Here is a 24,156-nt window from a genome sequence, read left to right on the forward strand (position 1 = left end):
TTAAAAAATTACGCCATAAAAATGCGAGGCGTCTTCAGGATTAGAATCGATAAAACAGAATGGATTAAAGAGAGCAGTATAATAGCGGCGGGTGCTTGAGGCTGTCTGTCTCAGGCATTAGCTGGATGGCAGATAGAGAAAAGCCCCGAGTGATATTTTACCATCAACCCGAGGCCCCCTATATGCAGACCCATGTAGAGTGCCTCTTACTGACCGTAAGGTCAAGGAGAAGAGAGCAATGAAGCAGCATAAGGCGATGATAGTCGCCCTGATCGTCATCTGTATCACCGCCGTAGTGGCGGCGCTGGTAACGAGAAAAGACCTCTGTGAGGTTCACATCCGAACTGGCCAGACGGAGGTTGCTGTTTTCACGGCTTACGAATCCGAGTAAGAGCAACGGCGGGGAGCGATCCCCGCCACTTTACAGGTGCCCGCATATCTTCAACGCACCCTATTTTTTTTACCCTGGCCTGCCCACGGGCAGGCCTTTGGGAAAATTAGCGAGTCAGGTCGTCAAAAAACTTCTTCACGCCATCAAAGAAACTCTTCGAGCGTGGGCTGTTGTGCTCGCCGGTTGGGCCACCGAAGCTTTCTTGCAGCTCTTGCAGCAGCTGTTTCTGCTTCTCGTTCAGACCTACCGGCGTTTCGACGACAACGCGACACAGCAAATCGCCCTGTGCACCGCCGCGAACAGACTTAACGCCTTTACCGCGCATACGGAACAACTTACCGGTCTGGGTTTCGCCAGGCACTTTCAGCTTGACGCGACCATCAAGGGTCGGCACTTCGATTTCGCCGCCCAGCGCCGCCATAGCGAAGTTGATCGGGACTTCACAATACAGGTTGTTGCCTTCACGCTCGAAAATCGGGTGCTGTTTAACCTGAACCTGAACGTACAGATCGCCTGCCGGTGCGCCATGCTCGCCTGCTTCACCTTCGCCCGCAAGACGGATGCGGTCTCCAGTGTCCACCCCTGCCGGGATTTTAACGGACAGCGTTTTGCTACGCTCAACACGACCATGACCATGGCATTTGTTGCACGGATCTTTGATAAGCGTACCGCGCCCCTGACAGTGCGGACAGGTCTGCTGCACGGCAAAGAAGCCCTGGCGCATCTGCACCTGACCAGAACCATGACAGGTCGGACAGGTCTGCGGCTGCGTACCTGGTTTTGCACCGCTACCGTGGCAAACGTCACACTCTTCCAGAGTCGGAATGCGGATCTCTTTGGTCACGCCACGTACAGCTTCTTCGAGGGTGAGCTCCATGTTATAGCGTAAATCAGCACCACGCGCCGCACGTTGACGACCACGTCCGCCGCCAAAAATATCGCCGAAAACGTCACCAAAAATATCGCTGAAGTCTGCTCCGCCGCCAAAACCGCCGCCGCCCATGCCGCCTTGCTCAAACGCCGCATGACCGTACTGATCATATGCCGCGCGTTTTTGCGAGTCGGTCAGAACTTCATAAGCTTCCTTGATCTCTTTAAATTTCGCCTCGGCCTCTTTGTCACCCTGGTTACGGTCCGGGTGATATTTCATGGCCAGGCGTTTATAGGCCTTTTTGATTTCACGCTCTTCCGCTGTTTTGGAAACGCCTAAAATCTCGTAATAATCTTGCTTAGCCATTTTTTTTGATTTGCCCCTAGATGAATGCACGGGCGGAGAGGAAAATCCCCTTCGCCCGTGTCAGTATAATTACCCGTTTATAGGGCGATTATTTTTTGTCTTTGACTTCTTCAAACTCAGCGTCGACAACATCGTCATCTTTCGCGTTGTTTGCAGAAGCATCAGCACCGGCAGTCTGCTGCTGTGCATGTTGCTGCTGGGCGATTTCCATCAGTTTCTGGGAAACCTGTGCCAGTTCCTGCATTTTCGCTTCGATAGCGGCTTTGTCTTCACCTTTCAGAGCAGTTTCCAGTGCAGTCAGCGCAGACTCGATAGCAGTTTTGTCGTCAGCCGGCAGTTTGTCGCCTGCTTCTTCAACCTGCTTACGGGTGCTGTGCAGCAGATGGTCGCCCTGGTTGCGAGTCTGTACCAGCTCTTCAAACTTACGGTCTGCTTCGGCGTTAGCTTCCGCGTCGCGTACCATTTTCTGGATTTCATCTTCGTTCAGACCAGAAGAAGCCTTGATGGTGATCTTCTGCTCTTTACCGCTGTTTTTGTCTTTCGCGGAAACGTGCAGGATACCGTCAGCATCGATATCGAAGGTAACTTCGATCTGCGGCATACCGCGCGGAGCCGGGTTGATACCATCCAGGTTGAACTGACCCAGAGATTTGTTATCAGCCGCACGTTTACGTTCACCCTGCAGCACGTGGATGGTTACCGCAGACTGGTTGTCTTCAGCGGTAGAGAACACCTGGCTGTGCTTGGTCGGGATAGTGGTGTTTTTCGCGATAAGCGTCGTCATCACACCACCCATGGTTTCGATACCCAGAGACAGCGGGGTAACGTCCAGCAGCAGTACGTCTTTCACGTCGCCAGTCAGTACACCACCCTGAACGGCAGCACCGATTGCCACAGCTTCGTCCGGGTTAACGTCTTTACGCGGCTCTTTACCAAAGAACTCAGCAACTTTCTTCTGAACCATCGGCATACGAGTCTGACCACCAACGAGGATAACATCGTCGATATCAGATACGGACAGGCCAGCATCCTGCAGTGCAACTTTCAGCGGCTCGATGGAACGGTTCACCAGGTCTTCGACCAGGCTTTCCAGTTTTGCACGAGTCACTTTGATGTTCATGTGTTTCGGACCAGTCGCATCTGCGGTGATGTACGGCAGGTTAACGTCGGTCTGCTGAGCGGAAGACAGTTCGATTTTCGCTTTTTCTGCCGCTTCTTTCAGGCGCTGCATTGCCAGCGGATCGTTGCGCAGGTCAATGCCCTGATCTTTCTTGAATTCTTCAACCAGGTAGTTGATCAGACGGCTGTCGAAGTCTTCACCACCCAGGTGGGTATCACCGTTGGTTGCCAGAACTTCGAAGGTTTTTTCGCCGTCAACTTCGTCGATTTCGATAATAGAAATATCGAAAGTACCACCACCCAGGTCATAAACCGCGATAGTACGGTTGCCAGTACCTTTGTCCAGACCGTAAGCCAGTGCAGCAGCGGTCGGTTCGTTGATGATACGTTTTACTTCCAGACCAGCGATACGGCCTGCGTCTTTGGTTGCCTGACGCTGAGCATCGTTAAAGTATGCCGGTACGGTGATAACAGCTTCAGTTACCGGTTCGCCCAGGTAATCTTCTGCAGTTTTCTTCATTTTTTTCAGCACTTCAGCAGAGATCTGCGGTGGTGCCATTTTTTGGCCTTTAACTTCGACCCATGCGTCGCCGTTATCAGCAGCAATAATTTTGAACGGCATGATGGAAACATCACGCTGCACTTCTTCGTCCTGGAAGCGGCGGCCAATCAGGCGTTTAATCGCAAACAGGGTGTTTTGCGGGTTCGTCACTGCCTGACGTTTAGCCGGCTGACCAACCAGAGTTTCACCATCCTGGGTATAGGCAATGATAGAAGGCGTGGTGCGATCGCCTTCGGCGTTCTCCAGCACACGAGGAGTGGTGCCATCCATAATCGCTACACAAGAGTTGGTAGTACCCAGGTCGATACCAATTATTTTACCCATCTAAACGTCTCCACTATATATTCGGTCATCATGTGGTTGTGAGTCTGTAATAGGGGCGAAACGTCTGGTTTCAACTGCCCAATTTCATTTTTTTGCAGACTCACTCACTGCGGTTGACTACTAAATGGGGTCGTAACCCACGTCATCAAGGGGGAGATGCAAAAATTTTTTGTGCTTTTGCGCAGAAATTTCACGATATGCCGGAAGAAGTGAAAAAAAGGGAGCAATAATATTCACGTAAAAAATGAATTTCACACAAATCATTCACTAAAAAATTGTAATAAAAAGAAAAGATTACGCACCTGAATCTTCTTTTCGTCAGCAGTAAACTAGTGGCTATTCTTCCCCCGACTGCTCCCCGCTAAGAGAATCTTCATGAAATCCATTTTTATGATTTCCGCCAGCCTCGTGCTCGGCCTGATGCTGTGCTGCACCGCGCAGGCCAACGACCATAAAATCCTCGGCGTCATTGCCATGCCGCGTAACGAAACCAACGATCTGACGTTGAAACTCCCCGTTTGCCGCATTGTAAAACGCATACAACTCACTGCCGATCATGGCGATTTACAGTTAAGCGCCGCGTCGGTTTATTTCAAAGCAGCCCGTAGCGCCAGCCAAAGCCTGAACATTCCGGCCGAAATCAAAGAAGGGCAAACCACCGGCTGGATCAACATTAACAGCGATAACGACAACAAACGCTGCGTGTCAAAAATCACCTTTTCCGGTCATACGGTGAACTCATCGGATATGGCCACGCTGAAAATTATCGGCGACGACTAATCTTTTAATACAGAAGCCACAATGACATGAACGTCAATTATCTACATGATTCGGACTTAGATTTTCTACAGCATTGCAGCGAAGAACAGCTGGCAAACTTTACCCGCTTACTCACTCATAATGAAAAAGGCAAAACCCGCCTGTCCAGCGTATTAATGCGCAACGAACTGTTTAAATCGATGGAAGGGCATCCAGAGCAGCATCGCCGCAACTGGCAGCTAATTGCCGGGGAATTACAACATTTCGGCGGCGATAGCATCGCTAACAAACTGCGCGGACACGGCAAACGGTATCGCGCTATTTTACTCGACGTCTCCAAACGGCTGAAACTGAAAGCCGATAAAGAGATGTCTACCTTTGAAATAGAGCAACAGTTACTCGAACATTTTCTGCGCAACACCTGGAAGAAAATGGACGAGACGCATAAAAAGGAGTTTTTGCAGACCGTCAACGCGAAGGTTAACGAACTGGAAGAGCTGCTGCCGTTATTGATGAAAGACAAGCAACTGGCCAAAGGCGTGTCGCATCTGCTTTCCAGCCAGCTGACCCGCATTTTGCGTACCCACGCTGCGATGAGCGTGCTTGGGCATGGTCTGCTACGCGGCGCGGGTCTGGGAGGGCCGGTGGGTGCAGCATTAAATGGGGTTAAAGCCGTTAGCGGCACTGCCTTTCGGGTGACAATTCCAGCGGTGTTACAAATCGCCTGTCTGCGACGAATGATTAGCGCCACTCAGCCCTGATACCTGACACAGGGGAAAATTTTCATTTTCCCCTCAAAAGATCGTAGACACTGCCCCACTGGCTGATTATTATGCCGCGCCCTGAAAACACTACAGTTATTCAGGGAAATTATTTCACCATTCATTCGATGATGATTTTTGAGGAATTATGGGCAACACTAAGTTGGCTAATCCGGCACCGCTGGGCCTGATGGGCTTCGGCATGACCACCATTCTGCTTAACCTGCACAACGTGGGTTATTTCGCTCTGGACGGTATTATTCTTGCCATGGGCATTTTCTACGGCGGCATCGCGCAAATTTTTGCTGGTCTGCTGGAGTACAAAAAAGGCAACACTTTCGGTTTAACCGCATTCACCTCTTACGGTTCTTTCTGGCTGACGCTGGTTGCGATTCTGCTGATGCCGAAACTGGGTCTGACCGATGCGCCAAATGCACAGTTCCTTGGTGTCTACCTGGGTCTGTGGGGCGTATTTACGCTGTTTATGTTCTTCGGCACGCTGAAAGGCGCACGCGTTCTGCAATTCGTTTTCTTTAGCCTGACCGTGCTGTTTGCCCTGCTGGCGATCGGTAACATTGCCGGTAACGCCGCAATCATCCACTTTGCCGGCTGGATTGGTCTGATCTGCGGTGCCAGCGCAATCTATCTGGCGATGGGTGAAGTACTGAACGAGCAGTTTGGTCGCACCGTTCTGCCGATTGGTGAATCCCACTAATTGTTTGAGATCCCCCCGCTCGGGGGGATTTTTTTATTCGTTAACTTCGCGTCTTGCACTCTTTGGTCTGAATGCCGCTACCACTTCCGGTGCCGTTTCAACGTATGGCCCTTCCAGCAACTGAATGCAGTACGGTACGCTGGCAAAAATACCGTGCACCACGACGTTACCCTCAGCATCCTTCACACCTTCCAGCGTCTCTTTGATGGACTTCGGCTGACCGGGTAAGTTAAGGATCAGTGCCTGTTTGCGAATCACACCCACCTGACGCGAAAGGATCGCGGTTGGTACAAAATGCAGGCTAATCTGGCGCATCTGTTCACCAAAGCCCGGCATCTCGCGGTCAGCTACTGCCAGCGTCGCATCGGGCGTTACGTCACGACGCGCCGGGCCAGTTCCGCCCGTGGTGAGCACCAGATGGCAACTCATTTCATCCACCAGCTCACACAACGTTTGCTCGATGATCGCCTGCTCATCGGGGATTAAGCGGGTTTCCAGTTCAAACGGCGTGGTTAGCGCCGATGTCAGCCATTCTTCCAGTGCAGGGATACCTTTGTCCTGATAAACGCCGCTGGATGCGCGATCAGAGATGGAAACTAAGCCAATACGTAAAGTATTCATCAAGATTTTTCCGTTTAAACAGTCTCGTTAAACAGAATGATACACTGCGAAGGGAGTGACAGACAGGCTTCAGAAGAGGTAGCGTGACCGACTTCCCGGTCACGCTAAGAATGATTACAGCAGATCGCCGATCATTTTTTCCAGTTTTTCCTGGTCAACAGCAAACTTACGGATACCTTCCGCCAGTTTATCTACTGCCATTGGATCCTGGTTGTGCTGCCACAGGAACTCAGACTCGGTGATACGCGCCGGACGCGCTTTCACTTCGCCGGTGTAAGACAGTTTACGTTCGATAGCCCCTTCGCTCTCAGCCAGCTCTTTCAGCAGTGCCGGTGCGATGGTCAGACGGTCGCAGCCTGCCAGTTCCAGAATTTCGCCGATGTTACGGAAGCTTGCGCCCATAACCACGGTTTCATAACCGTGCTCTTTGTAGTACTGGTAGATTTCAGATACAGAAACCACGCCCGGATCTTCTGCCGGAGCGTACTCTTTCTTATCGGTATTCGCTTTGTACCAATCCAGAATACGACCAACGAACGGAGAGATCAGGAACACGCCCGCTTCCGCACAAGCACGCGCCTGAGCGAAGGAGAACAGCAGAGTCAGGTTACAGTTGATACCTTCTTTTTCCAGCTGTTCAGCAGCACGGATACCCTGCCAGGTAGACGCCAGTTTGATCAGAATACGATCGTTGCTAATACCCGCATCGTTGTAGAGTTTGATCAGGCGTTTTGCTTTCGCAATTGACGCTTCAGTGTCATAAGAAAGACGCGCATCAACTTCAGTGGAGATACGACCCGGAACCAGTTTAAGGATTTCCAGACCAATATTTACTGCCAGTTTGTCGGTCGCGTCCACGATCTGCTGCGCGCGATCGTTACTCTGCTGTTTCGCCCAGGCGACAGCATCATCAATCAACTTACGGTATTCCGGAATCTGCGCTGCGTTAAGAATGAGAGAAGGGTTGGTTGTGGCATCCTGCGGTTGATACAGCTTCATTGCCGCGATGTCCCCAGTGTCGGCCACTACAGTGGTGTACTGACGAAGGGAGGTCAATTTGTCCGTCATGATAGTATTTCTCTTTAAACAGCTTGTTAGGGGGATGTAACCGGTCTGCCCTGATGATATCACGACGCAACGACAGCGCAACCGCAGACGAGAGGGTTATAGCCAGGCGAGACTGTTTACGTTTTCTGACACTGCGTTGATATCGCTCGCCATTTTTAAACAAAAACTCGAGTATGCTACACAGGCGTTATCTACCAATGCACATCGTATATAATTCTTAATCAATTGGTAACGTTTACACAGGAATGTAACCGCGTGCCGGCGACAAGAGGGATACGAATGCCTGATTTTTTCTCTTTTATTAACAATGTACTATGGGGATCAGTGATGATCTACCTGCTCTTCGGTGCAGGTTGCTGGTTCACTTTTCGCACCGGATTCGTTCAGTTTCGCTACATTCGCCAGTTTGGCAAAAGTCTCAAAAATAGCGTTCATCCCCAACCGGGTGGCTTAACCTCTTTTCAGTCACTGTGCACTAGTCTTGCCGCGCGCGTCGGCAGCGGTAACCTCGCAGGTGTTGCGTTGGCCATTACTGCCGGTGGCCCCGGGGCTATCTTCTGGATGTGGATTGCCGCGTTTATCGGCATGGCAACCTCTTTTGCAGAATGTTCCCTTGCCCAGCTTTATAAAGAACGTGACGCTAATGGGCAGTTTCGCGGTGGTCCAGCATGGTATATGGCACGTGGATTGGGGATGCGCTGGATGGGCGTGCTATTCGCTATCTTTTTGCTCATTGCCTACGGATTGATTTTCAGCGGTGTTCAGGCAAACGCCGTTGCCCGCGCGATGAATTTTGCGTTTGATGTTCCACCATTAGTAACTGGCATCATTCTCGCCGTCTTTACTCTGTTGGCGATAACCCACGGTATTCATGGCGTAGCCCGACTGATGCAATGGTTTGTCCCTGCGATGGCATTAATCTGGGTACTCACCAGTCTGGCCATTTGTGCGATGAATATCGAGCAACTTCCTCACGTCATTTGGTCTATTTTTGAAAGCGCCTTTGGCTGGCAGGAAGCGGCAGGCGGCGCGGCGGGCTACACCCTGAGTCAGGCGGTTACAAACGGCTTTCAGCGCAGTATGTTTTCTAATGAGGCGGGAATGGGTTCGACACCAAACGCAGCAGCGGCAGCGGCATCCTGGCCGCCGCATCCGGCTGCGCAAGGCATTGTCCAGATGATCGGCATTTTTATCGACACCCTGGTCATCTGCACGGCGAGCGCCATGCTGATATTACTGGCCGGAAACGGTACAACCTATATGCCGCTGGAGGGTATACAACTTCTCCAGAAAGCGATGCGAGCACTAATGGGTTCCTGGGGAGCAGAGTTTGTTACAATAGTGGTAATTCTGTTTGCCTTCAGCTCCATCGTCGCCAATTACATTTATGCAGAAAATAATCTTTTCTTTTTACGCCTGAACAGCCCCAAAGCGATCTGGTGCCTGCGTATCTGCATCTTTACCACCGTGATTGGTGGCACGTTACTTAGTCTGCCCATGATGTGGCAACTGGCTGATATTATTATGGCGTGTATGGCTATCACTAATCTGACCGCTATTTTGCTGCTCTCTCCGGTAGTGCATACCATTGCCAGTGATTATCTTCGCCAGCGCAAACTTGGTGTGCGTCCGGTGTTTGATCCGCTGCGCTACCCGGATATCGACCAGCAACTCGCGCCTGATACGTGGGATGATGTTTCGCGGGACTAATCACAACTATCGATCAATTCATCCGCTTTTTTTGCTACAGTCGCTGTAAATTTCCTGCAAGGACTGGATATGCTGATTCTGATTTCACCTGCGAAAACGCTTGATTATCAAAGCCCGTTGGCTACCACGCGCTATACGTTGCCGGAGCTGTTAGACAACTCTCAGCAGCTTATTCACGAAGCGCGGAAGCTGACGCCCCCGCAGATTAGCACGCTGATGCGCATCAGTGACAAACTGGCGGGTATCAACGCCGCTCGCTTTCAAGACTGGCAGCCAGATTTCACCCCGGAGAATGCCCGACAGGCGATTCTGGCGTTCAAAGGCGATGTCTACACAGGTTTGCAGGCCGAAACCTTCAGTGAAGAAGATTTCGCTTTTGCCCAGCAGCACCTGCGTATGCTTTCCGGTTTGTATGGCGTACTGCGCCCACTTGATTTAATGCAGCCATATCGTCTGGAGATGGGTATTCGTCTTGAGAACGCCAGGGGTAAAGATCTGTACCAATTCTGGGGTGATGTGATCACAAACAAGCTGAACGAGGCGCTCGAAGCGCAAGGCGATCAGGTAGTGATTAATCTGGCGTCAGATGAGTATTTTAAATCAGTGAAACCGAAGAAACTGAATGCTGAGATTATCAAGCCGGTGTTCCTCGATGAGAAGAACGGTAAGTTTAAGGTTATTAGCTTCTACGCTAAGAAAGCGCGTGGCCTGATGAGTCGTTTTATTATTGAAAATCGCCTGACCAAACCAGAGCAACTGACTGGTTTTAATAGTGAAGGTTACTTCTTCGATGAAGCCAGTTCCAGCAATGGCGAACTGGTGTTTAAACGCTACGAACTGCGTTAAGTTTGCGGTAAATGCCGGAGGTCATCCGGCATTTGTATTTACCGATGGTGCCTGTCCGGACCCGGACGATGATCGCCGCCGTGATCGTGTCGATGATCTCCACGGTGATCATTTCGATGATCATTATACCAATTATGACGCGGCGCTCCGTGTGGGTGCCAGCGATTGTCTCGCCATTCATAATTTCGATACCACCAGTCACGGTCACGCCAGTAACCGCCATCCCAGTAGTAACCACGGTGGTCGCGATCGCCAATCTGTAATTTCACTGATGGTACTAGCATTATTTCCCCAGCCTGCGCTGCCATAGGAGCGACCAGAATCAGGGAAAGTGCGAGTAAGATAGGTTGCATCTTTTTCACAGGTGACTCCTTTTATCATTGCCAGTTATGGGCCGATATCAGGAGCTTACGGTAAAAGAATCCCCGTTGTCATTCTCTACAATTCAAAGAGCTAAGTTACCGCATTTATTGAAAATTTCTCCTTTTTTTCTGTCGATTTTTCTCATGTTTTCTCCATAAAAAAGCCGAACTGCATAAACGCAAGCCCGGCCATTTTCAGGAAATTAATGGATACTACTTATGATTCATCATCAGCTTGCGCAACGCGGCAAAATCGGCGGGCAGATTATGAGAAAGCAGCGGTAATTCAGCTCGTTCTGCCAGCTCTTTTGGCAGCGCCAGCGATTCACCGAGAATCGCTTCCACACTCTCTTTAAACTTCGCCGGATGTGCGGTGCCAAGGAACAGACCATATTCGCCTGGATGCAACTGGTCACGCAGCGCACGGTAAGCCACAGCAGCGTGCGGTTCTGAGGTATAGCCCAGCTCTTTTAACTCACGCATCGTCTGTTGCGTGGTTTCATCATCCACCGCCGCATAACCCAGCTCTTTCAGTTGCCAGATTTTGCGGCGAAACAACTCTTCCACGCGCGGCCAGTTGTTCGGCTGACTCACGTCCATCGCGTTGGATAACGTCGCCTGGGTGGCTTTTGGCGACCACTGCCCGTCGTGCAGGAAACGCGGCACGGTATCGTTCACGTTGGTCGCAGCAATAAAACGCTTCACCGGCAGGCCAAGAGATTTCGCCAGCAGGCCTGCCGTCAAATCGCCGAAGTTACCGCTCGGCACCGAGACAACCAGCTGGTTGCGCGCTTCCTGCGGCAACTGCGCCACAGCTTCAAAGTAGTAGCAAATTTGCGCCAGCAAACGGCTGATGTTAATGGAGTTAGCGGAGTTTAACCCCAGCGCCACTTTCAGTTCTTCATCATCAAACGCCTGCTTCACCAGCGCCTGACAGGCATCGAAATCGCCGTCGATGGCAACGGTTTCAATATTGCCGCCCAGCGTACAGAACAGCTTTTCTTGCAGGGGACTGATTTTGCCGCGTGGATAGAGGATAACCACTTTTACATTCGGTAAACCGTAAAAAGCGTGAGCCACTGCCGCCCCGGTATCGCCGGAGGTTGCAGTCAGAATGGTCACTGGCTTATCACCCGCAATATGGGTCAGCATTTGCGCCATAAAGCGACCGCCGAAATCTTTAAATGCCAGCGTTGGCCCGTGGAACAATTCCAGACAACCGACATCGCTTTCAACATTGGCGACCGGAGCCGGGAAGGCAAACGCCGCGCGCACGCGCTCTTCCAGTATTTCCTGCGGGATTTCATCACCAATAAACGCCGAAAGGATCTTCGCACTGCGGGTGACAAAATCCAGCTTCAGCATCTCATCAATTTCAGTCAGGCTGAATTCCGGCAGGTCGTGCGGAAAAAACAGCCCCTGATTTTTGCCCAACCCCTGGGTTACGGCTTGCGCAAAGCTGACCTGCTCGTTGTGATCTTTCAGATTGTAGAGTTTCATTTAGTTTTCCAGTACTCGTGCGCCCGCCGTATCCAGCCGGCAAATATGAACAAAACCTTCCTGATTTTGCAGGTAGTTCTTACCCAACCAGTCGGCAACGCGCTGGGCGGTATCCGGCTTGTCACACAGAGCGAACAATGTCGGACCGGAGCCGGAGATACCGCTCGCTACCGCGCCGATTTCCGCGACCGCCTGCCGCGCCTGCCGGAAGCCAGGCAGTAAACGTTCACGGTAGGGTTCAGCGATAACATCTTTCATCAGCTTCGCGGCAAGCTCAGGCTGACGGGAATAGCAGGCGTGAATGAAGCCCGCCAGATGTCGCCCGTGCGCAATGCAATCCTGGCGGCGATACTGCGCCGGTAATATAGCTCGAGCTTCTGCTGTCGAGACTTTAATCCCCGGATACGCCAGCACCCACAGCCACTCATCAAACCCCGGCACTTGCTGACTGATGATGCCATTTTCTTCGATCATCAACTGCATACCACCAAGAAAGCACGGTGCCACGTTGTCATAATGAATGCTGCCGGAGATACGTCCTTCCAGCTCGCCCATCAAAGCCAGCAAACGGGTATCATTGAGCGGCTTGCCGCAGTGTTCATTCATCGCTACCAGTGCCGCGACCACCGAACAGGCGCTGGAACCTAAACCAGAACCGATCGGCATATTCTTTTCCAGGGTCATCGCCACTGGAATTTGCTTGCCCAACTCCTGGCAAAAACGCTCCCAGCACTGATAAACGATATTTTCTCGTGGTTCTGACGGTAGCTTGTCGGCAAACCGTCCAAGGTTGTTGAGGCTGAATGTCTCTGCCGCCGCAACCGTCACCACATCCCCAAGCAACTCGCCATCAACAGGCGTTACCGCCGCGCCAAGCACATCAAACCCGACGCTCATATTGGCACTGGAAGCCGGAGCATAAACTTTAACCATGTTAGACTCCTAACTTCCATGAGAGGGTGCGTAGCAGATCGGCAAAGACACCGGCAGCCGTAACGTCATTGCCCGCGCCGTATCCGCGCAGAACCAACGGCAGCGGCTGATAATAGTGGCTATAGAAGGCCAGGGCGTTTTCGCCATTTTTCACTTTGAACAGCGGATCATTACCATCCACTTCGGCAATCTTCACGCGGCAGACGCCATCGTCATCAATATTGCCAACATAGCGCAAAACTTTTCCTTCATCACGGGCCTTCGCCACGCGCACGGCAAAGAGATCGTCGAGCTGTGACAGATTCGCCATAAAAGCGGCAACATCACCCTCGGCATTAAACTCTGCAGGCAGCACAGGTTCAATTTCAATATCCGCCAGCTCCAGTTCACGTCCAGTTTCACGGGCGAGAATCAACAGTTTGCGCGCCACATCCATACCAGAAAGATCATCACGCGGATCCGGTTCGGTATACCCCATTTCCCGCGCCAGCGTGGTCGCCTCAGAGAAACTCATGCCTTCGTCTAGCTTGCCGAAGATGTATGAAAGCGAACCAGAAAGAATGCCGGAGAATTTCATCAACTCATCACCTGCATTGAGCAGGTTTTGCAGATTCTCAATGACCGGTAATCCCGCACCGACGTTGGTGTCATAGAGGAATTTACGTCGCGATTTTTCCGCCGCATAACGCAACTGGTGGTAGTAATCCATCGACGAGGTGTTGGCCTTTTTGTTCGGCGTGACAACGTGGAAACCTTCGCGCAGGAAGTCGGCATATTGATCCGCCACCGCCTGGCTGGAGGTGCAGTCAACAATGACCGGGTTCAGCAGATGATATTCTTTCACCAGGCGAATTAAGCGCCCAAGGTTGAACGGCTCTTTGGCCTGCGCCAGCTCTTCCTGCCAGTTTTCCAGGTTAAGGCCATGCACATTGGTGAGCAGTGCCTTCGAGTTGGCAACGCCACAGACTCGTAAATCAATATGTTTGTTCTTCAGCCAGCTTTGCTGACGCTTCAGTTGCTCCAGCAGCGCGCCGCCAACGCCACCGACGCCAATCACAAACACTTCGATAACCTGATCGGTATTGAACAGCATCTGGTGGGTAACGCGCACGCCAGTCGTCGCGTCATCGTTATTTACCACGACAGAAATTGAGCGTTCAGAAGAACCCTGAGCAATGGCGACAATGTTGATATTGGCACGAGCCAGCGCGGCAAAGAATTTCGCCGAGATCCCACGCAGCGTGCGCATACCATCGCCCACCACCGAGATAATGGCCAGTCGTTCCGTCACCGCCAGCGGCTCCAGTAAACCTTCTTTCAGTTCAAGATAGAACTCTTCCTGCATTGCCCGTTCAGCTCGCACACAGTCGCTTTGTGGAACGCAGAAACTGATGCTGTATTCGGAAGACGATTGCGTAATCAGCACCACTGAAATGCGGGCGCGTGACATTGCTGCAAAGACGCGCGCCGCCATGCCGACCATCCCTTTCATTCCTGGACCTGAAACGCTGAACATCGCCATGTTATTCAGATTGGAAATACCCTTGACCGGTAATTCGTCTTCATCACGGCTGGCACCGATGAGCGTCCCCGGCGCTTGTGGATTTCCGGTGTTTTTAATCAGGCAAGGGATCTGGAACTGAGCGATGGGGGTAATGGTGCGGGGGTGAAGAACTTTAGCGCCGAAGTAGGAAAGCTCCATCGCTTCCTGATAGGACATCGACTTTAACAACCTCGCATCGGGCACCTGACGCGGGTCGCAGGTATAGACACCGTCGACGTCCGTCCAGATCTCGCAACAATCGGCACGTAAACAGGCGGCCAGCACCGCAGCGGAGTAGTCGGAACCGTTACGTCCCAGCACCACCAGTTCGCCTTTTTCATTACCGGCGGTGAAACCTGCCATCAGCACCATGTGGTCAGCCGGAATGCGGCTTGCCGCAATACGGCGGGTGGACTCAGCAATATCGACGGTAGATTCGAGGTAATGACCGACTGCCAGCAGTTTTTCGACCGGATCGATAACGGTAACGTTATGTCCGCGCGCTTCCAGTACACCGGCCATAATGGCGATCGACATTTTTTCACCACGGCAGATCAACGCAGCGTTGATGCTGTCCGGGCACTGTCCCAACAGGCTGATACCATGCAGAACATGTTTAATTTGGGCAAATTCTTGATCGACGAACGTTTTCAGTTGCGCCAGCGGAAATCCCGGCTGGGCGGCGGCGAGTCCCGTCAGAAGTTCGGCAAAAATACGTTCGGCATCGCTGATATTGGGCAAAGCATCCTGGCCGCTAATCGTTTTTTCAATCATCGCCACCAGATGGTTGGTTATTTTGGCGGGAGCAGAGAGGACTGTAGCCACCTGCCCCTGCCTGGCATTGCTCTCCAGAATATCGGCAACCCGCAGAAAACGTTCTGCATTTGCCACTGATGTACCGCCGAACTTCAACACTCGCATGGTTGTTACCTCGTTACCTTTGGTCGAAAAAAAAGCCCGCACTGTCAGGTGCGGGCTTTTTTCTGTGTTTCCTGTACGCGTCAGCCCGCACCGTTACCTGTGGTAATGGTGATGGTGGTGGTAATGGTGGTGCTGATGCGTTTCATGGATGTTGTGTACTCTGTAATTTTTATCTGTCTGTGCGCTATGCCTATATTGGTTAAAGTATTTAGTGACCTAAGTCAATAAAATTTTAATTTACTCACGGCAGGTAACCAGTTCATAAGCTGCTGGCAGATGCTCTTTTTTAATCCATTCAGAGACAGATTTCCCGTTGCAGTCAGAATGAAAACCTAAAAACAACATGACGTGGCGTTTTTTATTTGGTGATATTTTTTTCAATATCATGCAACAAACGATGCAACATTGCGGTATCCCGTTGCTCTAAAAGCCCCAGACGTTGCTGTAACCAGTCGACCAGTTTTGTGTCATCTGCCACCGCTAACGTCGTTAACAACGACATGGCACGTTCGCGTAAAGCGTGCAGTTGATGTTGGTCTGCCGTTGCGTTACTTTTCGTCGGTTGTTGTATTAATGTTGCTAATTGATAGCAATAGACCATCACCGCCTGCCCCAGATTGAGCGAAGGGTAATCCGCCACCATTGGCACGCCGGTAAGAATATCAGCCAGTGCCAGTTCCTCGTTGGTCAGCCCGGAATCTTCACGACCAAAGACCAGCGCCACATGATTCATCCACGCCGATTTTTCTTCCAACAATGGCACCAGTTCCACCGGTGTCGCGTAGTAATGATATTTCGCCCGACTACGCGCTGTAGTGGCGACCGTGAAATCTACGTCATGTAACGATTCAGCCAGCGTCGGAAAAACTTTAATATTATCAATAATATCACCGGAGCCATGAGCAACCCATCGGGTGGCTGGCTCCAGGTGTGCCTGACTATCGACAATCCGCAGTTCGCTAAAACCCATCGTTTTCATTGCCCGCGCTGCTGCCCCAATATTTTCTGCTCTGGCGGGTGCAACCAGAATAATCGTCAAACGCATGTTGCTACTCTTCTTGACCAAATAACCGCGAATAGAGTGATGAATGTCAACTTACTGCGCGGAGAGAATTTACAAAATATTAACGCAAATCGCAGAAAAAGCCCTTTACTTAACTTAAAAAAAGCTAAACTATTTCTTGACTGTACTAACCGTTCAATTGTTAAAAAACGCTACATATCTTTCTGTTTACTTAGGATAATTTTATAAAAAATAAATCTCGACAATTGGATTCACCACGTTTATTAGTTGTAGGATGCAACTAGTTGGATTATTAAAATAATGTGACGAAAGCTAGCATTTAGATACGATGATTTCATCAAACTGTTAACGTGCTACAATTGAACTTGATATATGTCAACGAAGCGTAGTTTTATTGGGTGTCCGGCACGTCTTAGCCTGTTATGTCGCTGTTAAAATGGTTAGGATGACAGCCGTTTTTGACACTGTCGGGTCCTGAGGGAAAGTACCCACGACCAAGCTAATGATGTTGTTGACGTTGATGGAAAGTGCATCAAGAACGCAATTACGTACTTTAGTCATGTTACGCCGATCATGTTAATTTGCAGCATGTATCAGGCAGGTCAGGGACTTTTGTACTTCCTGTTTCGATTTAGTTGGCAATTTAGGTAGCAAACATGCAGACCCCGCACATTCTTATCGTTGAAGACGAGTTGGTAACACGCAACACGTTGAAAAGTATTTTCGAAGCGGAAGGCTATGATGTTTTCGAAGCGACAGATGGCGCGGAAATGCATCAGATCCTCTCTGAATATGACATCAACCTGGTGATCATGGATATCAATCTGCCGGGTAAGAACGGTCTTCTGTTAGCGCGTGAACTGCGCGAGCAGGCGAATGTTGCGTTGATGTTCCTGACTGGCCGTGACAACGAAGTCGATAAAATTCTCGGCCTCGAAATCGGTGCAGACGATTACATCACCAAACCGTTCAACCCGCGTGAACTGACTATCCGTGCACGCAACCTGCTGTCTCGTACCATGAATCTGGGTACTGTCAGCGAAGAACGTCGTAGCGTTGAAAGCTACAAGTTCAATGGTTGGGAACTGGACATCAACAGCCGTTCGTTGATCGGCCCTGATGGCGAGCAGTACAAACTGCCGCGCAGCGAGTTCCGCGCCATGCTTCACTTCTGTGAAAACCCAGGCAAAATTCAGTCCCGTGCTGAACTGCTGAAGAAAATGACCGGCCGTGAGCTGAAGCCGCACGACCGTACTGTAGACGTGACAATCCGTCGTATTCGTAAGCATTTCGAATCTACGCCGGATACGCCGGAAATCATCGCCACCATTCACGGTGAAGGTTATCGTTTCTGCGGTGATCTAGAAGATTAATCGGTTTACCACCGTCAAAAAAACGGCGCTTTTTAGCGCCGTTTTTATTTTTCAACATTATTTCCAGATGCGTAACTCATCGTCTGTTGTGACTTCTTTACTGGTTTTCATTTTCGGTAGTGAAAATGCATACCAGTCGATATCACGTGTCACAAACATCATGCCAGCCAGCGCCACCACCAGCACACAGGTTCCCAACAACAGCGCGCTATCGGCAGAATTCAGCAGTCCCCACATCACGCCATCCAGCAACAACAGCGCGAGAGTAAACAACATGCTGTTGCGCCAGCCTTTTAATACTGCCTGCAAGTAAATACCGTTCATTAACGCCCCAATCAGACTGGCGATTATCCATGCCACGGTAAAACCGGTATGTTCAGAAAGCGCCAGCAAGAGCAAATAAAACATCACCAATGACAGCCCTACCAGCAAATATTGCATCGGGTGTAAACGCTTTGCCGTTAATGTTTCAAAGACAAAGAAGGCCATAAAAGTTAGCGAGATCAGCAAAATGGCGTACTTGGTCGCCCGATCCGTTAATTGATACTGATCGGCTGGCGTAGTGACTGCGACGCTAAACGCCGGGAAATTTTCCCAGCCGCTATCATTGCCTGAAGCAAAACGCTCACCGAGATTATTAGCAAACCAGCTACTTTGCCATTGCGCCTGAAAACCGGATGCACTTAACTCCCGTTTCGTTGGCAAAAAATCGCCTAAAAAACTGGGGTGCGGCCAGTTGCTGGTTAAGGTCATCTCGCTATTACGTCCCGTCGGCACCACAGAAAAATCACCAGTACCGCTTAAATTCAGCGCCATATTCAGCTTCAGGTTCTGCTTCAGCCAATCTCCTTCGGGTAAAGGGATATGCACGCCCTGCCCGCCTTGCTCTAACCCGGTGCCAGGTTCAATGCTCAGCGCAGTTCCGTTAAGTTCAGGCGCTTTCACCACGCCAATACCACGCGCATCCCCGACGCTAATCACAATAAACGGCTTGCCTAAGGTGATATTTGGCGCGTTGAGTTCGCTAAGACGCGAAACGTCAAAATCGGCTTTCAGCGTTAAATCACTGTGCCAGACCTGGCCGGAATAAATACCGATCTTCCGTTCTTCCACGTTCTGATTGCCATCAACCATCAACGACTCAGGTAACCAAAAATGGATAAAACTTCGTTTCCGCTCCACGGTTTTATCCTCTTCCTGCACCGTATAAAGCTCGGTCACAGGAATAGCGATGAGCGGCCCAACGAGTTTTTGCGGCCCGCTGGTGCTTTGGCGAATCGCATCTTCCACATCGCTCCGGTAATCGGCACGTTCGACAATCACCTGCCGAATCAACATTAATGGAATTAACAACAGCAACACCGTGCCAAACAAAGTGGTCATTTTCCAGAACAGGGGGGATTTCAACATAGTCTTCTCCTTTGCAATGACGGCAGTGTATGAAGGCTATGTGGGAATAATTTGAAGTTATGTGAAGTGACGGTGAAGCCGAAGCGAGGCCAGCACACCGCTTTCCGGCATGTTGTGCAGCGTGACTTCGCCATTGAGCAAACGGGCAACTTCGCTGACAAACGCCAGCCCAAGACCACTGCTTTTTTGCCCATTTGCACGCGGTAAAGAGTAAAAGCGTTCAAAAATGCGCGACAGCGCGTAGTCAGGAATGCCACTGCCTGTATCCTGCACCTTAAGCGTAACGTGTTCCTGATCCACTTCGGCGCTTAGCGTTATGCGACCGCTCTCGGGAGTAAAATCGATGGCGTTATCCAGTAAATTCCCCAGCGCCTGCTCCAGTAACGCAGGTTCAGCAGCAACCTTAACCTCTGTAGGCATAACATGCAGAGTGATATTTTTTTCTGCCAACTGCACGGTGCGCGCTTCGCTGATGCGGTTAAATAATGCCGCTACGTCAACCGCAGAAAGAACCACTTCCTGGCGATTCTCCAGTCTTGCCTGGCGTAATAACGTTTCCACCAGTGCCTGCATTCGCGCATTTTGCGTCAAAATATTATCGGTAAAGCGAGCCACCACTTCTGGCGGCGGGCCTTCACGTAAAATTTCCGCTGCGCCACGAATCGCCGCCAGTGGGCTTTTTAGCTCATGAGTTAATGCGTAAACATACTGCTCAATATAGTTTTTCCCTTCCAGCTTCACGCGCATACTTTCCAGCGCCTGCGCTAACTTACGCAGCTCGCTACTGCCGAGTTCAGGGAGAGGAACGGGTTTATTGTCGGTAACGGAATCAGCATAGCGGGTGAGTCGGGCAATGGAGCGGTTGATCCACCAAACCATTCCCGCACCAATCACCAGCGCAATCCCCAGCAAAATGGTACTCGCCCATAAAATTCGTCGCTCGCTGCGTTTAATGACCGGTGCCATCGCCGCGTTCGGTTTGCCTACGCTCAAAACGCCAATAAGCCGTGAACCGTCCATAATCGGCGCGGCGACATACATCACAGAACTTTCGGGGTCGGCAGGATTTTGCAACGTGCTGCGCGCACCATACTGACCACGCAACGTTAGCCAGACATCATTCCAGCGGGAATAATCCTGTCCCACGGCTTTGTTTGCCGAATCGAACAATACTTTGCCCTGCGCATCAGTCATATAGACATGGTATTCATTGCGCACTTTGTTAATGCCGCCGATATTGGCGCGAAACGGGCGATTTTGTAGCTGGTTAAACGCCTGCGCCAGTTGTCCATGCTCGGGGTCACCAGAGAGCAAATCGGGACGCGCCAGCTCCGCCAGCAACGTTGCGGTGTCGATCAGCGTACCTTCCGTCGCCCTTCGCACACCCGGTTTAACTTCTTTGACAAAAATTGCCAGTACGAACCAGGCTGCCACCGCCACCAGTAAAAAATAGCCCAGCAACAGGCGCATCCCGATGCGCATTACAGGCTCCTCAGGCTGTATCCCATTCCGCGATGAGTATTAATTGGCGAAAGGTCGGGATTTATAGCGCGCAGTTTGGCGCGCAGCGTTTTGATGTGAGTATCGACAGTGCGATCGTAAGTGTCCTGTGCATCTTCCCAGACGCTATCCATCAATTGCTGGCGTGACCAGACGCGGCCTGGCGACTTGAGTAACGTTTTCAACAACAGAAATTCGTACCGCGTCAGCGTTAATGGCGTGTCAAACCAGCTGATCTGCGCCGCAGGTTCATTCAGTTCAAAATGACCAATACGGATGACGGGAGACGGCGTAGAAAACTTCTTCACCCGACGCAGTAAGGTGCGCACCCTGGCGCACACTTCGCGAGGTGAAAACGGTTTAGCCACGTAGTCGTCAGCGCCAATCTCCAGCCCAAGCAGGCGATCCACCTCTTCACTACGGGCGGTCAGAAACAGTACAGGCAACGCAGGATGGAGCGCCAGCAACTGGCGACACAGTTCGAAACCGCTAATATCAGGCAGGCCGACATCGAGAATGATAACGTCAGGAACCTGCAGGCGCGCTTTATCCAGCGCCGGTAAGCCCCGTTCAAAGAACTCGACGGCAAAACCTTCCTGCTGCAACATGTAGACCAGCGTGTCGGCTATCCCTTGCTCGTCTTCCACTAACCAGACCGTTTCCCGTTGCATAAATCGCCTCTGTTATTGTCGCCACGGCATGACAGGAACGGCGCTGATGGCATTTTTCGGTGAACCATCGACAACTTTGTCGGAGTAAGCCAGGTAAGCGAGCGCGTTGCGTTTGGCGTCATAGAAACGCACGACCTGTAACGACTTAAAGACCAGAGAAGTCCGTTTTTTGAACACGACTTCGCCTTGAGCTTTGCCGTTTTTAATGCGATCCGACAGTTCAATCGGCCCTACCTGCTGGCAGGAAATGGCCGCATCGGAAGTATCTTCCGCCAGACCTAATCCCCCTTTAATACCGCCGGTTTTCGCCCGACTCACATAACAAGTGACATTTTTTACATCGGGATCGTCAAAGGCTTCCACGACAATTTTGTGATCCGGGCCGATCATTTTAAATACGGTGTCGACCGAACCAATTTCTTCCGCATGAGCCAATGGTCCCAGCATTATCAGGCTTAAGGACAAGATCAAATGCTTGTATTTCATATTGTTACCATTTTTATAAGTTACACTGAGCAATTAGTTCGTCATGATAAATAACATATTGATTAAGAACAAAAACTCAATATTTTTATCTCCGTCAAGACCTAAAACATACTCTGCTAAGAAAAAAAACACTGAATGCTAAAACAACAAAAAATGCTATTATCCAATTACCTGATGTCAGGTGCTCGTTGTTGAAAGGATGAGGATATTTTATGGATCAGGCCGGCATTATTCGCGACCTTTTAATCTGGCTGGAAGGTCATCTGGATCAGCCCCTGTCGCTCGACAATGTAGCGGCGAAAGCAGGTTATTCCAAGTGGCACTTACAGAGAATGTTTAAAGATGTCACTGGCCATGCTATTGGCGCGTATATTCGTGCTCGTCGTTTGTCGAAATCGGCGGTCGCACTACGCCTGACTGCGCGTCCGATTCTGGATATCGCGCTGCAATACCGCTTCGACTCTCAACAGACATTTACCCGCGCATTCAAGAAGCAGTTTGCCCAGACTCCCGCACTTTACCGCCGTTCTCCTGAATGGAGCGCCTTTGGTATTCGCCCGCCGCTGCGTCTGGGTGAATTTACCATGCCAGAGCACAAATTTGTCACCCTGGAAGATACGCCGCTGATTGGTGTTACCCAGAGCTACTCCTGTTCGCTGGAGCAAATCTCTGATTTCCGCCACGAAATGCGCTACCAGTTCTGGCACGATTTTCTCGGCAACTCGCCAACCATTCCACCAGTGCTTTACGGTTTGAACGAAACGCGTCCAAGCCAGGATAAAGATGACGAGCAAGAAGTGTTTTACACCACGGCTCTGGCTCGGGATCAAGCTGACGGCTATGTACTGACGGGACATCCGGTACTGTTGCAGGGTGGCGACTATGTGATGTTTACCTACGAAGGTCTGGGAACCGGCGTGCAGGAGTTTATTCTGACGGTATACGGAACCTGTATGCCGATGCTCAACCTGACCCGCCGTAAAGGTCAGGATATTGAGCGATACTACCCGGCAGAAGATGCCAAAGCGGGAGATCGCCCAATTAATCTGCGCTGCGAGCTGCTTATTCCAATACGTCGTTAACGCTGTAGCTCGTCTAATGCAGGGGCGTCCAGATGCGAGATGTCCCCTGCGGTTTCAACTACCCAGCCAGATGCCAGCCACAGGCTTTCCTGATAATCCACGCGCGAAATAGAACAGTTACGCAGACGTAAGCGGCGTTCTGCCCATGCCGGTAAGCCCAGAATGGTACTCACCAGGCATCCCAGCGCGATACCGTGACTCACCAGCAGTGGTCGACTTCCCGGTGGTAAATCCCGACAAGATTCCAGTGCTGCGTTAACGCGATCGCTAAGTTCCTGCATCGACTCGCCTTCAGGAATACGCCCGTCAACGGTGCCATTGACGAGTTGACGACGCCAGTTCTCTTCTTCTTCAGTCAGAGAGTCAATGTGTCTTTTCTCCAGCACGCCCATATTTAACTCACGCAAGCGGGAATCAAAGATGATGTCACAACCACAAGCCTGGGCGATGATTTCCGCCGTACGCCGGGTGCGGCCTAAATCACTACTGATGATATGCGTAATGCCAAGCTCTTTGGCACGGTTCGCCACCTGCATTGCCTGTTGCTCACCTTTTGCAGTCAGCGGGCTGTCAGACTGGCCCTGAATACGTCGCTCGGCGTTCCACTGTGTTTCACCGTGGCGGACAAGGTATACCTGTAACATGCTTTTTTTCCGTATACTGCTTTAACGTTAATTTTGTGAGTAATCCTGATTATGCACCATGTTGTCTGTGCGACCACCAATCCCGCTAAAATTCAGGCCATTCTGCAGGCATTTCACGAGATCTTCGGCGAAGGATCCTGCCACATTGAGTCCGTTGCCGTCGAGAGCGGCGTACCGGAACAGCCCTTTGGCAGTGAGGAAACGCGCGCTGGCGCACGAAATCGGGTAGCAAATTCTCGTCGTTTACGCCCAGAGGCTGATTTTTGGGTAGCAATTGAAGCGGGTATTGATGGTGACAGCACCTTCAGTTGGGTGGTGATTGAAAACGCGAGCCAGCGCGGTGAAGCGCGTTCGGCAACTTTGCCGTTACCTGCGGTAATTCTGGAGAAAGTGCGTGAGGGCGAGGCGCTTGGCCCCGTGATGTCGCGTTATACCGGCATTGATGAGATTGGCCGTAAAGAGGGCGCGATCGGCGTGTTTACCGCCGGGAAACTCACCCGCGCCAGCGTCTATCACCAGGCGGTGATCCTGGCGCTAAGTCCGTTTCATAATGCGATATATCAGCCATTGTAGGACGGATAAGGCGTTCACGAC

25 protein-coding genes and 1 other annotated feature are annotated in these 24,156 nt (G+C 51.0%); of the genes, 9 read left to right on the forward strand and 16 right to left on the reverse strand.

Features of this window, described 5'->3' with window-relative positions; translation table 11 throughout:
- Positions 1–238: 238 nt before the first annotated feature.
- Positions 239–391: a type I toxin-antitoxin system toxin MokC gene (gene mokC / locus A7Z06_RS04825; protein WP_000809168.1), complete on the forward strand. Its 153-nt coding sequence runs from the start codon at positions 239–241 to the stop codon at positions 389–391.
- A gap of 106 nt (positions 392–497) precedes the next feature.
- On the opposite strand, the gene dnaJ is transcribed toward mokC, so the two are convergent.
- Positions 498–1,628, reverse strand: coding sequence for a molecular chaperone DnaJ (gene dnaJ / locus A7Z06_RS04830; RefSeq protein WP_001118464.1), 1,131 nt, complete (start codon positions 1,626–1,628; stop codon positions 498–500).
- 88 nt (positions 1,629–1,716) lie between these two features.
- Positions 1,717–3,633, reverse strand: a complete 1,917-nt coding sequence (dnaK, locus tag A7Z06_RS04835; RefSeq protein WP_000516135.1) for a molecular chaperone DnaK — start codon at positions 3,631–3,633, stop codon at positions 1,717–1,719.
- A 375-nt stretch (positions 3,634–4,008) separates the two neighbouring features.
- Between dnaK and A7Z06_RS04840 the strand changes: the two genes are divergently transcribed.
- From A7Z06_RS04840 to satP, 3 genes are all read left to right on the forward strand, one after another.
- Positions 4,009–4,413 carry a DUF2541 family protein gene (locus tag A7Z06_RS04840; RefSeq protein WP_000835565.1) on the forward strand — a complete coding sequence of 135 codons (405 nt, stop codon included), beginning with the start codon at positions 4,009–4,011 and terminating at the stop codon, positions 4,411–4,413.
- 26 nt (positions 4,414–4,439) lie between these two features.
- Positions 4,440–5,153 carry an acidic protein MsyB gene (gene msyB / locus A7Z06_RS04845; protein WP_001102347.1) on the forward strand — a complete coding sequence of 238 codons (714 nt, stop codon included), beginning with the start codon at positions 4,440–4,442 and terminating at the stop codon, positions 5,151–5,153.
- Positions 5,154–5,301: 148 nt separating this feature from the next.
- On the forward strand, positions 5,302–5,868 hold the full coding sequence (satP, locus tag A7Z06_RS04850; protein WP_000528538.1) for an acetate uptake transporter: 567 nt from the start codon (positions 5,302–5,304) through the stop codon (positions 5,866–5,868).
- A gap of 33 nt (positions 5,869–5,901) precedes the next feature.
- Here the strand turns inward: satP and mog are convergent, their stop codons facing one another.
- A complete protein-coding gene (gene mog / locus A7Z06_RS04855; RefSeq protein ID WP_024212610.1) occupies positions 5,902–6,489 on the reverse strand; it encodes a molybdopterin adenylyltransferase in 588 nt (195 codons plus the stop codon).
- Positions 6,490–6,603: 114 nt separating this feature from the next.
- Positions 6,604–7,557, reverse strand: a complete 954-nt coding sequence (gene tal, locus A7Z06_RS04860; RefSeq protein WP_000130187.1) for a transaldolase — start codon at positions 7,555–7,557, stop codon at positions 6,604–6,606.
- A 279-nt stretch (positions 7,558–7,836) separates the two neighbouring features.
- Here tal and A7Z06_RS04870 point away from each other — a divergent pair, with 279 nt between their 5' ends.
- Positions 7,837–9,267 (forward strand): alanine/glycine:cation symporter family protein, encoded by a 1,431-nt coding sequence (locus tag A7Z06_RS04870; protein ID WP_001112545.1) that lies wholly within the window; start codon positions 7,837–7,839, stop codon positions 9,265–9,267.
- Positions 9,268–9,336: 69 nt separating this feature from the next.
- A complete protein-coding gene (yaaA, locus tag A7Z06_RS04875; RefSeq protein WP_000906161.1) occupies positions 9,337–10,113 on the forward strand; it encodes a peroxide stress protein YaaA in 777 nt (258 codons plus the stop codon).
- Between the two features lie 38 nt (positions 10,114–10,151).
- Here the strand turns inward: yaaA and A7Z06_RS04880 are convergent, their stop codons facing one another.
- The 7 genes from A7Z06_RS04880 to yjjY form a co-directional block, all read right to left on the reverse strand.
- Complete coding sequence (locus tag A7Z06_RS04880) at positions 10,152–10,475, reverse strand: DUF2502 domain-containing protein (protein WP_032224357.1); 324 nt, start codon at positions 10,473–10,475, stop codon at positions 10,152–10,154.
- Between the two features lie 213 nt (positions 10,476–10,688).
- Complete coding sequence (gene thrC / locus A7Z06_RS04885; protein ID WP_000781060.1) at positions 10,689–11,975, reverse strand: threonine synthase; 1,287 nt, start codon at positions 11,973–11,975, stop codon at positions 10,689–10,691.
- Positions 11,976–12,908: a homoserine kinase gene (thrB, locus tag A7Z06_RS04890; protein WP_000241672.1), complete on the reverse strand. Its 933-nt coding sequence runs from the start codon at positions 12,906–12,908 to the stop codon at positions 11,976–11,978.
- Position 12,909: 1 nt separating this feature from the next.
- The gene (thrA, locus tag A7Z06_RS04895) at positions 12,910–15,372 is read right to left on the reverse strand and encodes a bifunctional aspartate kinase/homoserine dehydrogenase I (RefSeq protein WP_001264709.1); all 2,463 of its coding nucleotides are present in this window, start codon (positions 15,370–15,372) and stop codon (positions 12,910–12,912) included.
- Between the two features lie 25 nt (positions 15,373–15,397).
- Positions 15,398–15,517, reverse strand: a sequence feature (Thr leader region).
- Entirely contained in the window at positions 15,453–15,518 is a 66-nt protein-coding gene (gene thrL / locus A7Z06_RS04900; RefSeq protein WP_001386572.1) for a thr operon leader peptide, read from the reverse strand. (Overlaps the previous feature by 65 nt.)
- 212 nt (positions 15,519–15,730) lie before the next feature.
- Positions 15,731–16,417, reverse strand: a complete 687-nt coding sequence (locus A7Z06_RS04905) for a tRNA/rRNA methyltransferase (RefSeq protein ID WP_001241209.1) — start codon at positions 16,415–16,417, stop codon at positions 15,731–15,733.
- Positions 16,418–16,816: 399 nt separating this feature from the next.
- A complete protein-coding gene (gene yjjY / locus A7Z06_RS04910) occupies positions 16,817–16,957 on the reverse strand; it encodes a YjjY family protein (RefSeq protein ID WP_001303782.1) in 141 nt (46 codons plus the stop codon).
- A 95-nt stretch (positions 16,958–17,052) separates the two neighbouring features.
- Between yjjY and arcA the strand changes: the two genes are divergently transcribed.
- Positions 17,053–17,769, forward strand: a complete 717-nt coding sequence (gene arcA / locus A7Z06_RS04915; protein ID WP_001194358.1) for a two-component system response regulator ArcA — start codon at positions 17,053–17,055, stop codon at positions 17,767–17,769.
- 57 nt (positions 17,770–17,826) lie between these two features.
- Here arcA and creD read toward each other — a convergent pair whose 3' ends face one another.
- From creD to creA, 4 genes are read right to left on the reverse strand one after another with little or no spacing between them, the layout of a single operon-like run.
- Positions 17,827–19,179 (reverse strand): cell envelope integrity protein CreD, encoded by a 1,353-nt coding sequence (creD, locus tag A7Z06_RS04920; protein ID WP_000920370.1) that lies wholly within the window; start codon positions 19,177–19,179, stop codon positions 17,827–17,829.
- Between the two features lie 57 nt (positions 19,180–19,236).
- Complete coding sequence (gene creC / locus A7Z06_RS04925; RefSeq protein ID WP_001219558.1) at positions 19,237–20,661, reverse strand: two-component system sensor histidine kinase CreC; 1,425 nt, start codon at positions 20,659–20,661, stop codon at positions 19,237–19,239.
- Complete coding sequence (gene creB, locus A7Z06_RS04930; RefSeq protein WP_001188653.1) at positions 20,661–21,350, reverse strand: two-component system response regulator CreB; 690 nt, start codon at positions 21,348–21,350, stop codon at positions 20,661–20,663. Before creB ends, creC begins: the two co-directional genes overlap by 1 nt.
- A gap of 12 nt (positions 21,351–21,362) precedes the next feature.
- The gene (gene creA, locus A7Z06_RS04935) at positions 21,363–21,836 is read right to left on the reverse strand and encodes a protein CreA (RefSeq protein WP_000875485.1); all 474 of its coding nucleotides are present in this window, start codon (positions 21,834–21,836) and stop codon (positions 21,363–21,365) included.
- Between the two features lie 212 nt (positions 21,837–22,048).
- Between creA and robA the strand changes: the two genes are divergently transcribed.
- Complete coding sequence (gene robA / locus A7Z06_RS04940; RefSeq protein ID WP_000371672.1) at positions 22,049–22,918, forward strand: MDR efflux pump AcrAB transcriptional activator RobA; 870 nt, start codon at positions 22,049–22,051, stop codon at positions 22,916–22,918.
- Here robA and gpmB read toward each other — a convergent pair.
- Complete coding sequence (gene gpmB, locus A7Z06_RS04945; protein WP_000942335.1) at positions 22,915–23,562, reverse strand: 2,3-diphosphoglycerate-dependent phosphoglycerate mutase GpmB; 648 nt, start codon at positions 23,560–23,562, stop codon at positions 22,915–22,917. The two genes, robA and gpmB, sit on opposite strands and share 4 nt — an antisense overlap.
- A gap of 51 nt (positions 23,563–23,613) precedes the next feature.
- Between gpmB and yjjX the strand changes: the two genes are divergently transcribed.
- Positions 23,614–24,135: an inosine/xanthosine triphosphatase gene (gene yjjX / locus A7Z06_RS04950; protein ID WP_000546621.1), complete on the forward strand. Its 522-nt coding sequence runs from the start codon at positions 23,614–23,616 to the stop codon at positions 24,133–24,135.
- The last annotated feature ends 21 nt before the right edge of the window (positions 24,136–24,156 follow it).

Source organism: Escherichia sp. MOD1-EC6819, from assembly GCF_002965765.1.
GTDB classification, from domain to species: domain Bacteria; phylum Pseudomonadota; class Gammaproteobacteria; order Enterobacterales; family Enterobacteriaceae; genus Escherichia; species Escherichia ruysiae.